This window comes from Salmonella sp. SAL00653, from assembly GCF_046552515.1.
Classification (GTDB): Bacteria; Pseudomonadota; Gammaproteobacteria; order Enterobacterales; family Enterobacteriaceae; genus Salmonella; species Salmonella enterica.
This window is the reverse complement of the sequence record NZ_JBGDTY010000002.1, coordinates 289418-303405: the sequence shown is the minus strand read 5'-3', so window position 1 is coordinate 303405 and position 13988 is coordinate 289418. Positions and strand designations below refer to the sequence as shown.

The following is a 13988-nucleotide window of genomic DNA, read 5'->3' as shown; positions in this document are numbered from 1 at the left end:
TAACGGGCAAAAATATTTACTCAAGTGCCTGGGCGAGATCTTGTTGTACCTGTTGACGCTGTTCTGGTGTTAAGACTTTGCTTAAATCAAAATAATATTTAACCCGATAATAGCGAGCCTGTTGTTCTATGTTACTGAAGGCTGCAAGCTGCTGTTTTACGGCGGCGTCATCCCATTTACCGGATTTAATCACCTCTATCAGCGCACCGTCTTTAATTCCCTTCATAGAAATCTGACTGACGTCGGTTTCCAGTTGTTGGTGAAGTTTTTTGATCCGGGTAATCTGATCGTTTGTCAGCTTCAGATGCTGGACAATAGGATCCTGGGCGGGCAGGGGAGGATTGGGGACAGCGGTGGCGAAAGCGCCAAAAGAAACGCCCGCCAGAGTCGCTGCCAGTAAAGTTGTGCGTACAAAGTTTTTCATGAAGATATCCTGATAAGGGAGTGATTAACCGTTTTTATTACCCACGAATGGCGAGCAATTATCTTAGAGCCTATCCCAGTAGGCGTTATTGGCGCAGCCAGTTTGGACACGGACAGCGCGCAAAAACCGGAGCGTACACGTAGTACGTGAGGATTTTGAGCACTGCCCAGGTCCAAAATGGCAAGTAAAATAGCCCTAATGGGATAGGCTCTTAGTCAGAATACGTTGCCTGCCACATTACGCCACGCGAATTTGTTTTACGGAGAGTTACGGAGTGAAACAATCCCGCCGCGCTGAGCGGCAGGTTGCTTACAAGGTGAATGGATCGGCATCGCGCCAGGCTGGAAATTTTTCGCGATAGTCCTGCAAGGCGACGAGAGAAAGATCGGCATCGATACGTGTCGCCTGGTGTGGTTCGGCGGTGGCGATAATGTCGCCTTGGGGATTAATGATCCGGCTATCGCCGCGATAATGTAACCCGTTGCCATCGGTGCCAACCCGGTTGCAGCCTGCGACATAAGCCTGATTTTCAATAGCGCGCGCCGTCAGTAATGTTTGCCAGTGTAGCGAGCGCGGCGCGGGCCAGTTCGCTACATACAGCGCCAGATAGTAATCATTGCGGTTGCGCGACCATATCGGAAAGCGCAGATCGTAACAGATCAGCGGCAGGATGCGCCAACCGCGCCACTGCACGATGATGCGTTTATCGCCTGCGGCATAATGTTGATGTTCATCCGCCATACGAAACAGATGGCGCTTATCATAGAGATGAACCTTGCCTTCCGGTTCAACCAGTAAGAAGCGATTTACGGCGCCGCGCTCAGTTTGTAGCGCCGCGCTGCCGGCAATCAGAGCGTCAGTTTGTCGGGCTTTGGCCTGCATCCACGTCATCACGCTATCTTGCGAAAGTGAGTTATTAGCGGCCTCCATCGCAAAGCCGGTGGTAAACATTTCAGGCAGAACAATCACATCCCGGCCAGATACGAGCTCTAGCTGTCTGTCAAAATGACGCAGGTTTGCCGGGCCGTCCATCCAGACTAAAGGTTGTTGCAACAGAGTAATTTTCAAACCAGACACGATCGGAGCTCCTCATTGAACAGCGTCTTTACACTGTAGCATGAGCAATAATAAAAAAGCGGCAAGAAAAAGCCCCGCGAAAGCGGGGCAGGAAAGACGCGAGACTGATTATGCGGCTTTGACTTTACGCACTTTCTCCGGCAGCTTTACCGGTTTGGTCGCCAGCGCTTCAGGTTCAAAATCATCAACGTTGATACTGCGCAGGCGGCTCTCTTCCGCTTTCGCCAGGATGGCGGCTTCATCTTTATCTATAAGCCCTTTCGCCAGCGCATTGCGCGCCAGTTCATCCAGACGAGTAAACGGCAGATTTTTACCCAGTTCTTTGCAGATGCGCTGGTGGATAGGGTCGGCAGCGATGACATCACGCAGCGCTTCTTCCAGTAAACCGACCGGATTATGTTCGGCGGGCGTCAGATACTGACCGCGCCCAATGCGTGAACGTGTGGCGTTCGGCACCTGTAGGATCTTCGCCACGGCGTGATCCAGCTTATCAGACGGCGCCAGATAATGACGGCCAGTCGGGAAGATCATCGCGGTGAGCAATCCGGCCACGACGCGGTTCGGGAAGTTCTGCAGCAGATCGTCCATCGCTTGTTCAGCACGATACAGCGCATCCTGTACGCCCCAGTGCACCAGCGGCAGGTCGGCTTCGTGGCGACCTTCGTCGTCGTAACGCTTCAGTACGGCTGAGGCCAGATAAAGCTGACTCAACACATCGCCCAGACGCGCGGAAATACGCTCGCGGCGTTTCAGGCTGCCGCCCAGTACCGCCATTGACACGTCAGACAGCAGCGCCAGGTTTGCGCTCAGTCGGTTCAGATGCTGGTAATAACGCTTCGTGGCGTCGCCGGTTGGCGTATGGCTCGTTAATCCGCGGGTCAGGCCAAGCCAGAAACTGCGGACGGTATTGCTGCCGACATGGCCAATATGTTTAAACAACAGTTTATCAAAGGCATTCACATCATTATTCTGCGCTGCGGCCATCTCTTCCAGTACATAAGGATGGCAGCGAATGGCACCCTGACCAAAGATCATCATGCTACGGGTCAGGATATTCGCGCCTTCCACGGTGATCGCGATAGGCGCGCCCTGGTAAGCACGCGCCAGGAAGTTGCTCTCGCCCAGCATAATGCCTTTACCACCAGTGATATCCATCGCGTCGATAATGGACTGCTGGCCGCGGTGGGTGCAGTGGTACTTCACGATAGCCGACAGTACCGCCGGTTTTTCGCCCAGCATAATGCCGTAGGTGATTAACGATGCGGCGGCATCCATCACATAAGCGTTACCTGCAATACGCGCCAGCGGTTCTTCAATACCTTCCATCTTGCCGATAGAAATTTTGAACTGACGACGAATGTGAGCATAGGCGCCGGTTGCCAGCGCGACGGATTTCACCCCGCCAGTGGAGTTGGACGGCAGGGTAATACCGCGTCCTACCGACAAACATTCCACCAGCATACGCCAGCCCTGTCCGGCCATTTTGGGGCCGCCGATAATATAATCAATAGGCACGAAAATATCGTTACCGCGGGTTGGGCCATTCTGGAACGGAACGTTAAGCGGGAAGTGACGACGACCAATTTCCACACCCGGCGTTGAGGTGGGGATCAGGGCGCAGGTAATACCCAGCTCTTCTTCTCCGCCTAACAATCTATCCGGATCGGAAAGCTTAAACGCCAGACCCAACACGGTAGCTATCGGCGCCAGCGTAATGTAACGCTTGTTCCAGGTCAGGCGCATACCCAGCACCTGCTGGCCCTGCCATTCGCCCATGCAAACCACGCCGGTATCCGGAATGGCGCCTGCATCAGAACCTGCTTCCGGGCTGGTCAGCGCAAAGCAGGGGATCTCCTGGCCGCGCGCCAGTCGCGGCAGATAGTGATTCTTCTGCTCTTCCGTACCATAGTGCTGCAATAACTCGCCAGGGCCGAGTGAGTTTGGAACGCCGACGGTGATAGCCAGAATCCCGGAGACGCCGGACAGTTTTTGCAGTACACGGGACTGCGCATAAGCGGAGAAATCCAGCCCGCCATACTCTTTTTTAATGATCATCGCAAAAAAACGATGCTCTTTCAGGTAAGCCCACAGTTCCGGCGGCAGATCCGCCAGTTCATGGGTAATCTGAAAATCGTTCGCCATCCGGCACGCTTCTTCTACCGGACCGTCGAGAAACGCTTGCTCTTCGGCAGTGAGTTGCGGTTGCGGATAGTTGTGCAGTTTTTTCCAGTCAGGCTTGCCCTGGAACAGATCGCCTTCCCACCAGGTTGTACCGGCATCAATCGCTTCTTTCTCAGTGCGCGACATCGGCGGCATGACCTTACGGAAGCCGCGGAACACCGGTGCGGAAATCATTGATTTTCGCATCGGTGTGAGGTTAAACGGCACGAGGATAATGGCCAGAGGAACCAACAGCCAGATGGACCACAGGCCAGCGACGCCAAGTGCGGCGGTCCAGGCGAGCAGAATCAGGCTGCTGAGAAATAAACTCACGCGGTGATAGAACAATGCGCCGAGCAGAACAACCGTAGCGATAATACTCAAAATCATCATAACGAAAAGCTCCCTTGCTTGTAGGAGGTCTGACCACTTGTGATGATTAGGTTGTAGTGGATGTAAAATCTTTTAGCAATGTGTTTACAAAATAATTACAACAAAGCTCACATTGTTGCCGTTTTTGGGGGCACGAAAAATCAAAAGCGTGAGGCGTTAATTCGGCTTATGCTTCTCGCCTGTACTGCTATCCGGTACACTGCATACTGTCATTTACATTCATGCTGAAGGATATCCTCATGTACCAGGATCTTATTCGTAACGAACTGAACGAAGCGGCGGAAACGCTGGCTAATTTTTTAAAAGATGACGCCAATATTCACGCCATTCAGCGCGCGGCGGTCCTGTTGGCTGACAGTTTTAAAGCGGGTGGTAAGGTACTTTCCTGCGGTAACGGCGGCTCCCATTGCGATGCGATGCACTTTGCTGAAGAGCTGACAGGTCGTTATCGTGAAAATCGTCCGGGCTACCCGGCAATTGCGATTTCTGATGTTAGCCATATATCCTGCGTCAGTAATGATTTTGGCTATGACTATATTTTCTCTCGTTACGTTGAGGCGGTAGGGCGCGAAGGCGATGTCCTGTTAGGGATCTCGACGTCGGGTAACTCTGGTAACGTGATTAAAGCGATTGCCGCGGCCCGTGAAAAAGGCATGAAAGTGATTACGTTGACCGGCAAAGACGGCGGCAAAATGGCGGGAACGGCGGATATTGAAATTCGCGTACCGCACTTCGGTTATGCCGATCGTATTCAGGAAATTCATATCAAAGTAATTCATATCCTGATTCAACTGATCGAAAAAGAGATGGTTAAATAACTATACCCGTCATACTTCAAGCTGCAGGTGCGTTGGTTGCGCTCAGAAACCCCAGTCACATAGTTATCTATGTTCCTGGGGATTTCCTCCCTTACCGCCTTCCTGCAACTCGAATTATTTAGGGTATAGCATATTGTTTTCTTTGATATTTTGAGATTTGATTGGCTGTAAAAATTACGCCTTCCCGCTTAAGGCGTTTGTGGAGGTGATGTATGTGCGAACTGCTTGGGATGAGCGCCAATGTGCCGACGGATATCTGCTTTAGCTTCACCGGACTGGTGCTGCGTGGCGGCGGAACCGGGCCGCATAAAGACGGCTGGGGAATTACCTTTTACGAAGGAAAGGGCTGTCGCACGTTTAAAGATCCGCAACCGAGCTACCATTCGCCGATTGCGAAACTGGTACAGAATTACCCGATCAAGTCCTGCTCGGTTATCGCCCATATCCGTCAGGCTAATCGCGGTGAAGTTGCGCTGGAAAATACACACCCTTTTACCCGGGAATTATGGGGACGCAACTGGACTTATGCTCATAACGGTCAGCTCAACGGTTATAAGTCGCTGGAAACCGGTAATTTTCGTCCGGTGGGGGAAACCGACAGCGAAAAAGCGTTTTGCTGGCTATTGCATAAATTAACGCAGCGTTATCCCCGCACGCCGGGCAACATGACAGCGGTATTTAAATATATTGCGACACTGGCGACGGTATTACGTGAAAAAGGCGTTTTTAACATGCTGCTGTCAGATGGGCGATATGTGATGGCGTTTTGCTCAACCCATTTGCACTGGATCACTCGTCGGGCGCCGTTTGGCGTAGCCACGCTGGTGGATCAGGATATGGAAATTGATTTCAGTTCACAGACCACGCCAAATGACGTGGTTACCGTGATTGCTACCCAGCCGCTAACGGGGAATGAAACCTGGCAAAAGATTATGCCAGGCGAATGGGCGTTATTTTGCCTCGGAGAGCGTATAATTTGAGGCCAGCTGTGGCTGAACGACTTCGTGACTCAACGGTTTGCTCACGACGTAACGCCCATCAACGATAGAAACAGTTGGCGGCTTATGCGTTTGTTCAAAATAATCGTAGCCGGGTTTTAGCTGCGCCCAGAAATCTTTGTAATATGAATATTTATGACGCTGCATATTGGCGTCGGTCATCCGGAACGGATAAATACTCACCTGCACGCTCGGCTGACCAAAGACCAGCGCGGCGGTGACAAACTGGAAAATCTCATCAATGCCGCTGTCGGTCATGGCATAGCAGCCGACGGAAACACAGGCGCCGTGAATCATCAGATATTTACCATCATAGCCATGCGCGCGATCGTAGGCATTGGGAAAACCAATGTTGATGGCCTTATAAAAACGGCTGTCTGGCTTGAGTTGATTGCGCTGAACGCTGTAAAACCCTTCCGGACTTTTAAAATCGCCCTGACGGCGTTTCGGGCCTAACCCACCGGAATAGTTGCAAATTTTGTAGCTATCAAGCAACTGGTATTGCTCACCCATTTTGACGTAGAGATCAAGAGTGCGCTCTTCTTTAAAAATCTGAATATAGACCGGTGAGCCCATTAACTGCTGCTTATACTCTTTACTGACCGGCGTGACGGGGCTGCTGCTCAGCAAACCGGCAAATGAGACGCACGGCATCAGAAGCATCGCAAGAAAAAATGCGATTTTACGCATACTGCTTGTTCCTTGATAAAACGGTTACACACGCCAGAACGGCAAAAGAGTCCCCAAATCGGAGTAATCTGGATTTGGAGCGCTCACATTAGCACCACGGCAGTTTTTCGCAAGTCCCCGTGTGTACGTTTACAATTTTCCCGCCGCTTTCGTCGTCATACCTTCGAATATGTCGCATTTTTAACGCGAATGTCTCTTTGCGCGCAATAAAACATACTGTACACTTAAACAGTATTGTGGGGGCGAGCGATGCGCAAAATCATACATGTTGATATGGACTGTTTTTTTGCCGCGGTAGAGATGCGTGATAATCCGGCGTTACGCGATATTCCCATTGCCATTGGCGGGAGTCGTGAGCGAAGAGGAGTTATCAGTACCGCCAACTATCCTGCGCGCCAGTTTGGCGTACGCAGCGCGATGCCGACCGCCATGGCGCTAAAGCTGTGCCCCCATCTCACCCTATTGCCTGGCCGCTTTGTCGCCTATAAAGAGGCTTCGCGGCATGTACGTGACATCTTTTCCCGCTACACTTCACTGATTGAACCGCTCTCGCTGGATGAAGCCTGGCTGGATGTGACTGACAGCCCGCACTGTTATGGATCGGCGACGCTGATCGCTAGGGAGATTCGTCAGACTATTTTCAATGAACTGCAACTCACCGCCTCCGCTGGCGTTGCGCCAGTGAAATTTCTGGCGAAGATCGCCTCCGATCTCAATAAACCGAACGGACAATATGTTATTACGCCAGCCGATGTACCCGGCTTTCTTAAAACGTTGCCGTTAGCCAAAATTCCAGGCGTGGGGAAAGTTTCCGCCGCCAAACTGGAAAATATGGGGTTAAGAACCTGCGGGGATATTCAACAGTGCGATCTGGCGATGCTTCTCAAACGCTTCGGTAAATTTGGCCGGGTATTATGGGAGCGTAGTCAGGGTATTGACGAGCGTGATGTTAACAGCGAAAGGCTGCGTAAATCGGTAGGCGTTGAGCGTACTCTGGCGGAGGATATTCATGAGTGGTCGGACTGCGAGGCCATTATTGAACATTTATATCCGGAACTGGAGCGTCGTCTGGCTATAGTGAAGCCCGATTTACTGATTGCACGCCAGGGCGTTAAATTAAAATTTAATGATTTTCAGCAAACCACTCAGGAACATGTCTGGCCGCAATTAAATAAAGAAGACTTAATTATCACCGCCCGTAAAACCTGGAACGAGCGTCGCGGCGAGCGCGGCGTACGGCTGGTGGGGCTACACGTAACGCTGCTCGACCCTCAGTTGGAACGACAGTTGGTGTTAGGGTTATAAGTCAGGCCATTAAGATTTTATCACTATTACGATTGCGCCATCTAAATTTCAGTATTACTATACCCGCGTTTTCTCATTCTCAATAACTGCAAAGGAGGTTCATCATGACACTTTATTCTCTGAACGCACTTTGCAGACCTTTCCTGGATTAATTTTCTTTTATTGCCCTAGATTAGTCTGCCATTTCCTGATTTTTTAATTCATATATGGAATGGTATATGGGCAATTATATTCGTCCTTTATCAGATGTGGTATTTTCTATCGCATCGGATAACCTGTGGATCGAAGATTCCGCGATCCAACAATTATATACGACGGCTAAGTTAACCGGTATGAAACGCGTTATCGGGATGCCAGATCTGCATCCGGGGCGCGGCTATCCTATTGGCGCAGCCTTTTTCTCGCGTGGACGTTTTTATCCGGCGCTGGTCGGCAACGATATCGGCTGCGGCATGGCGTTATGGCAAACGGATATTTTAGGGCGTAAATATAACGCCGATAAACTGGAGAAGCGGCTGGCGTCGCTGCCTGACGTGGCGGACGCGCAGTGGCTGGAGGAGAATGTCCCCGCCGCAATGCAGCATCATTCGTGGCGCTCTGCGCTGGGTTCCATTGGCGGCGGCAATCATTTTGCCGAGCTGCAGCAGGTCGATCGCATCGTCGATGCTGATTCGTTCGCTTTGTCGGGGTTGCAAAAAGCGCAGTTATTACTGCTGGTACACAGTGGTTCACGCGGTCTGGGGCAAGCTATCCTGCGTCGTCATGTGGAGGCGTTTTCGCATAACGGTTTGCCGGAAGATAGCGACGATGCGCGCCACTACCTTGCAGAACATGACGATGCGCTGGCATTTGCCCGCAGTAATCGCGCGCTGATTGCCCGCCGGATACTGCAACAGCTCAGGGCTGAGGGCGAACCGCGGCTGGATGTGGCGCATAACTTCGTTGAACCCTGTACTGTCGCGGGTGAGGCGGGGTGGCTGCACCGTAAAGGCGCTACGCCAGATGGGCAGGGACTGGTGATTATCCCCGGCTCGCGCGGCGATTATAGCTGGCTGGTGAAACCCGTCGTCAGCGAGGAGAGCCTCTTCTCCCTGGCGCACGGCGCGGGGCGCAAATGGATGCGTACCGAGTGTAAAGACCGGTTATCGGCAAAATTTACCCCGCGACAGCTCTGCCGTACCGGGATGGGTAGCCGGGTGATTTGCCGCGATCGCCAGCTCATTTATGAAGAAGCGCCGCAGGCGTATAAATCCATCGATAGCGTTGTGGATTGTCTGGCAGACGCCGGACTGATTACGCCGGTTGCCTGCCTGCGTCCGGTGCTGACGCTGAAAACCTCAGGGGAGAAAAGCGCATGATCCTACTGCAACTTTCTTCCGCACAGGGACCGGACGAGTGTTGTCTGGCGGTAAAAAAAGCGCTGGACTGTCTGACGAAAGAAGCCGCCAGAGAAAAGGTATCGTTGACGCGACTTGAAACGGAGCCGGGACGATTACCAGACACGCTGCGTTCCGCGCTGGTCTCGCTGGACGGCGAAAAAGCTATGGCTTTCAGTGAACGTTGGTGCGGCACGTTACTATGGATTTGTACCAGCCCGTATCGCCCGCACCATGGGCGAAAAAACTGGTACGTCGGCATTGGGCGCTTTTCCGCCGACGAACACATACAGTCTGATGAGATTCGTTTCGAGACTCTGCGCTCTTCCGGCCCGGGTGGGCAGCACGTTAATAAAACCGACTCGGCAGTGCGGGCCACGCACCTGGCGAGCGGGATTAGCGTGAAGGTTCAGTCGGAGCGCAGTCAACATGCGAATAAGCGTCTGGCCCGGCTGCTGATTGCCTGGCGGCTGGAACAGCAACGGCAAAATGAGTGTGCGGCGTTGAAGTCTGAAAGGCGTCTGTTCCATCATCAGATTGAGCGCGGCAATCCGCTGCGGATATTTAAAGGAATGGCGTTTACGCCACAATAATTCGGTGCTACCAGCGCTGTTATAGGGCTGTCCGGCTATTCGCGTGTAGCCGCAGCGCTATTCAGCGCATCCAGGAGAGCTTATCTGGCAATGGATACCCGATATTCCATATTGATAGCCCGTACCAGAAATGGGACGGGCATTTTAGCGCTTTCTTACTTCGCAGGAATCGCTTTCAGCAATTCGGTCAGCAGAGTCCAGTAGTGGCCGACGCTTTCGATATGTACCTGCTCATCCGGAGAGTGAGGTCCGGTAATGGTAGGCCCAATAGAAACCATGTCCATATCCGGATAGGGTTTCTTAAACAGACCGCATTCCAGGCCGGCGTGGATAATCTGGATGTTCGGTGTCTTGTTGAACAGACGCTGATAGGTTTCCCGCACCAGGTGCATGACCGGCGAGTTCGCATCGGGCTGCCAGCCAGGATAGCTGCCTTTTGCTTCGGTTTTCGCGCCAGCCAGCTTGCCCAGCGAATCCAGCATACTCACCACATAATCTTTACCGCTGTCGATAAGAGAGCGAATCAGGCAGTGAATTTCGACATTCGCATCAGACATTGTGACCACGCCAACGTTCAGCGATGTTTCCACTACGCCTTTCGCCACGTCTGAATTGCGGATCACGCCGTTCGGCGTTGCGTTCAGCAGGCGCACAAAGGTATCGCGTGACGGCGCGGTCAATGCGGCTTTATCACTGGCAACCTCATTGAGTTGCAGCGTCAGGTTTTTCTCTTTTTCCGCCAGTTCGTTTTTCAGAATATCCTGGTAAGCGTTCACTAACGTTTTCAGAGCGTCTACGTTGTCTGCGGCAACGGCGAGGGTAGCGAACGCTTCGCGCGGAATCGCGTTACGCAGCGTGCCGCCGTTGAAATCGATCAGACGCAGATCCAGTTCTTCTGCGTGCCCGGCCAGAAAACGCGCCAGCAATTTGTTAGCATTGCCAAGGCCTAGGTGAATTTCACCACCGGAGTGGCCGCCTTTCAGGCCTTTCAGAGTTAGCTTAAAGCATGCAAATCCTGCGGGTACAGCTTCACGGGTCAACGGCAGATTAGAGGTAAAATCGATGCCGCCTGCGCAGCCCATATAGATCTCACCTTCTTCTTCAGAGTCGGTGTTGATCAGGATGTCGGCCTGCAACCAGCCGGACTGGAGGCCGAACGCGCCATCCATGCCCGCTTCTTCGGTCATGGTCAGCAGCACTTCCAGCGGGCCGTGGACGACATTATCGTCAGCCAGTACCGCTAACGCAGAGGCCATTCCAATACCATTGTCGGCGCCGAGCGTAGTACCGCGCGCTTTAACCCATTCGCCATCAATATAAGGCTGGATAGGATCTGTAGTGAAGTCGTGAACGGTGTCGCTATTTTTTTGCGGCACCATATCCAGATGCGCCTGTAAAACGACCGGCTTGCGATTTTCCATACCTGCAGTGGCGGGCTTACGGATCAGAATATTACCGACCTGGTCGCGATCCACGTAAAGGCCTTTCTCTTTGGCCCAACTCACAATATGTTCCGCGAGTTGCTCTTCGTGATAGGACGGGTGAGGAATAGAACAGATTTTGGCAAAAATATCCCACAAAGGTTGTGGTGATAACTGAGACAGTTCAGACACGATAAGTCTCCTTGGCGGTGGTCTGAAAAACGTTCTTACAGGCCACAGGGTTAGCGGAATTGATAACTCTTACGAGATGCGACTGAGAATACCACTTTCTCCGTCTGCGGGTAGTATAAAGCATACAAAAAGAGGCGTGGATTCCGCTAAACACTGGTTTTTAGCGCGTCAGGTCTCTATAATCTCGCGCAACTATTTCCCCCTCGAACACTTTTTAAGCCGTAGATAAACAGGCTGGGACACTTCACATGAGCGAAAAATACGTCGTCACCTGGGACATGTTGCAGATTCACGCACGCAAACTGGCGAGCCGCCTCATGCCTTCAGAACAATGGAAAGGCATTATTGCCGTAAGTCGTGGCGGCCTTGTACCGGGCGCACTACTGGCGCGTGAATTGGGCATTCGTCATGTCGATACCGTATGCATCTCCAGCTACGATCACGATAACCAGCGCGAACTGAAAGTGCTGAAACGTGCAGAAGGCGACGGCGAAGGCTTTATCGTCATCGACGATCTGGTCGATACCGGCGGCACCGCCGTCGCGATTCGCGAAATGTACCCTAAAGCGCATTTCGTCACGATTTTCGCTAAACCGGCGGGCCGTCCGCTGGTTGATGATTATATTATTGATATTCCTCAGAACACCTGGATTGAGCAGCCCTGGGATATGGGTGTGGTATTTGTACCGCCGATTTCAGGTCGTTAATCAGCAGCTTTTCAGAGCGCCCGGCAATGCCGGGCGCTGTTTTATTGGTTACAATAAGCCTCTATGAGTATCCAAGGAGGCTGCACGAATGACACAGGCTAACCTCAGCGAAACCCTGTTCAAACCCCGCTTTAAACATACTGAAACGTCTACCCTTGTCCGTCGGTTCAATCGTGGGTCGCAGCCGCCCATGCAATCCGCGCTGGACGGTAAGAACGTCCCGCACTGGTATCGCATGATAAACCGCCTGATGTGGATTTGGCGCGGCGTTGATCCACGAGAAATCCTTGATGTGCAGGCGCGTATTGTGATGAGCGACGCAGAGCGAACGGATGATGATTTATACGATACAGTCATCGGTTACCGCGGCGGCAACTGGATTTATGAGTGGGCAAAGCAGGCGATGGACTGGCAGCAGAAAGCCTGTCAGGAACAGGACGCCATGCGCAGCGGACGCTACTGGCTTCATGCCTCAACGCTCTATAACATTGCCGCCTACCCGCATTTGAAGGGCGATGAGCTGGCGGAGCAGGCGCAGGCGCTGGCGAATCGCGCCTATGAAGAGGCCGCGCAGCGGTTGCCCGGCTCGTTACGTGAAATGGAATTTGCCGTTCCTGGCGGTTCGCCTGTCACCGCGTTTTTACATATGCCGAAAGGGGATGGCCCGTTTCCGACGGTGCTCATGTGCGGCGGCCTGGACGCCATGCAAACCGACTATTACACCCTGTATGAACGCTATTTCGCGCCGCGCGGTATCGCGATGTTAACGCTTGATATGCCTTCGGTTGGATTTTCATCAAAGTGGAAATTAACCCAGGATTTCAGCTTGCTCCACCAGCATGTGTTAAAAGCGCTTCCTAATGTCCCCTGGGTGGATCATACCCGTGTTGCGGCGTTTGGTTTCCGTTTTGGCGCCAATGTTGCGGTGCGTCTGGCCTATCTGGAAGCGCCGCGTTTGAAAGCGGTGGCTTGCCTGGGGCCGGTGGTCCATGCGCTACTTAGCGATCCGCAACGACAGAGCACGGTGCCGGAGATGTATCTGGATGTGTTGGCCAGCCGTCTGGGTATGCATGATGCTTCGGATGAGGCGCTGCGTGTGGAGCTCAATCGCTATTCGTTGAAAGTACAGGGGCTACTGGGCAGACGTTGTCCTACGCCAATGCTTTCCGGCTTCTGGAAAAACGATCCTTTCAGCCCGGAAGAAGAGTCTCGCTTAATTACAACATCATCTTCAGACGGTAAGCTGATAGAGATCCCTTTTAACCCGGTGTACCGCAATTTTGACCGCGCGCTGCAAGAAATTACCGACTGGATTAATCATAGATTGTGTTAATAGATTGATAAATTCTATTGATTTGGTAAAACAGTTGCTTCATTAAAGGAGATCGCAATGACGTTACCGAGTGGACACCCGAAAAGTAGATTGATCAAGAAATTTACCGCGCTTGGCCCCTATATCCGGGAAGGGCAGTGCGAAGACAATCGTTTTTTTTTCGATTGCCTGGCAGTTTGCGTCAACGTGAAGCCCGCGCCAGAGAAGCGTGAATTTTGGGGCTGGTGGATGGAGCTGGAAGCACAAGAGAAACGCTTCACTTATCGTTATCAGTTTGGTTTGTTTGATAAAGAGGGCAACTGGACCGCAGTGCCGATTAACGAAACCGAAGTGGTGGAGCGACTGGAATACACGCTACGCGAGTTTCATGAAAAGCTACGCGACCTGCTGATTTCTATGGAGCTGGCGCTGGAGCCGTCTGACGATTTCAACGACGAGCCGGTAAAACTGTCGGCATAACCCTGCTGCCATGCCTGATGGCGTAGCGCCATCAGGCACAAT

13 protein-coding genes are annotated in these 13988 nt (G+C 52.4%); 8 read left to right on the top strand and 5 right to left on the bottom strand.

Features of this window, described 5'->3' with window-relative positions; all coding sequences use genetic code 11:
* Nucleotides 1-16 precede the first annotated feature (16 nt).
* From ACLJRU_RS04295 to fadE, 3 genes are all read right to left on the bottom strand, one after another.
* On the bottom strand, nt 17-424 hold the full coding sequence (locus ACLJRU_RS04295) for a Spy/CpxP family protein refolding chaperone (RefSeq protein WP_000788200.1): 408 nt from the start codon (nt 422-424) through the stop codon (nt 17-19).
* A 309-nt stretch (nt 425-733) separates the two neighbouring features.
* Nucleotides 734-1501 (bottom strand): amidohydrolase, encoded by a 768-nt coding sequence (locus ACLJRU_RS04290; RefSeq protein WP_023235261.1) that lies wholly within the window; start codon nt 1499-1501, stop codon nt 734-736.
* Nucleotides 1502-1609: 108 nt separating this feature from the next.
* A complete protein-coding gene (gene fadE / locus ACLJRU_RS04285; protein ID WP_023235262.1) occupies nt 1610-4054 on the bottom strand; it encodes an acyl-CoA dehydrogenase FadE in 2445 nt (814 codons plus the stop codon).
* Nucleotides 4055-4293: 239 nt separating this feature from the next.
* Between fadE and lpcA the strand changes: the two genes are divergently transcribed.
* Complete coding sequence (gene lpcA / locus ACLJRU_RS04280) at nt 4294-4872, top strand: D-sedoheptulose 7-phosphate isomerase (protein ID WP_000284051.1); 579 nt, start codon at nt 4294-4296, stop codon at nt 4870-4872.
* A gap of 212 nt (nt 4873-5084) precedes the next feature.
* Nucleotides 5085-5852, top strand: coding sequence for a class II glutamine amidotransferase (locus tag ACLJRU_RS04275; protein WP_000333377.1), 768 nt, complete (start codon nt 5085-5087; stop codon nt 5850-5852).
* Here ACLJRU_RS04275 and dpaA read toward each other — a convergent pair.
* The gene (dpaA, locus tag ACLJRU_RS04270; protein WP_001225654.1) at nt 5823-6560 is read right to left on the bottom strand and encodes a peptidoglycan meso-diaminopimelic acid protein amidase; all 738 of its coding nucleotides are present in this window, start codon (nt 6558-6560) and stop codon (nt 5823-5825) included. The genes ACLJRU_RS04275 and dpaA overlap by 30 nt on opposite strands.
* A 249-nt stretch (nt 6561-6809) precedes the next feature.
* Between dpaA and dinB the strand changes: the two genes are divergently transcribed.
* The 3 genes from dinB (at nt 6810) to prfH (ending at nt 9834) form a co-directional block, all read left to right on the top strand.
* A complete protein-coding gene (gene dinB / locus ACLJRU_RS04265) occupies nt 6810-7865 on the top strand; it encodes a DNA polymerase IV (protein ID WP_001226209.1) in 1056 nt (351 codons plus the stop codon).
* 218 nt (nt 7866-8083) lie between these two features.
* On the top strand, nt 8084-9223 hold the full coding sequence (locus ACLJRU_RS04260) for an RNA ligase RtcB family protein (protein WP_000528881.1): 1140 nt from the start codon (nt 8084-8086) through the stop codon (nt 9221-9223).
* On the top strand, nt 9220-9834 hold the full coding sequence (prfH, locus tag ACLJRU_RS04255) for a peptide chain release factor H (RefSeq protein ID WP_000602086.1): 615 nt from the start codon (nt 9220-9222) through the stop codon (nt 9832-9834). The genes ACLJRU_RS04260 and prfH overlap by 4 nt, the downstream gene beginning before the upstream one ends.
* Nucleotides 9835-9989: 155 nt before the next feature.
* Here the strand turns inward: prfH and pepD are convergent, their stop codons facing one another.
* Nucleotides 9990-11447 carry a cytosol nonspecific dipeptidase gene (gene pepD / locus ACLJRU_RS04250; protein WP_001292971.1) on the bottom strand — a complete coding sequence of 486 codons (1458 nt, stop codon included), beginning with the start codon at nt 11445-11447 and terminating at the stop codon, nt 9990-9992.
* Between the two features lie 248 nt (nt 11448-11695).
* Between pepD and gpt the strand changes: the two genes are divergently transcribed.
* The 3 genes from gpt (at nt 11696) to crl (ending at nt 13946) form a co-directional block, all read left to right on the top strand.
* Complete coding sequence (gene gpt, locus ACLJRU_RS04245) at nt 11696-12154, top strand: xanthine phosphoribosyltransferase (protein WP_023235263.1); 459 nt, start codon at nt 11696-11698, stop codon at nt 12152-12154.
* 88 nt (nt 12155-12242) lie between these two features.
* On the top strand, nt 12243-13487 hold the full coding sequence (frsA, locus tag ACLJRU_RS04240) for an esterase FrsA (RefSeq protein WP_023235264.1): 1245 nt from the start codon (nt 12243-12245) through the stop codon (nt 13485-13487).
* Between the two features lie 57 nt (nt 13488-13544).
* On the top strand, nt 13545-13946 hold the full coding sequence (gene crl / locus ACLJRU_RS04235; protein WP_000174693.1) for a sigma factor-binding protein Crl: 402 nt from the start codon (nt 13545-13547) through the stop codon (nt 13944-13946).
* Nucleotides 13947-13988: the final 42 nt, after the last annotated feature.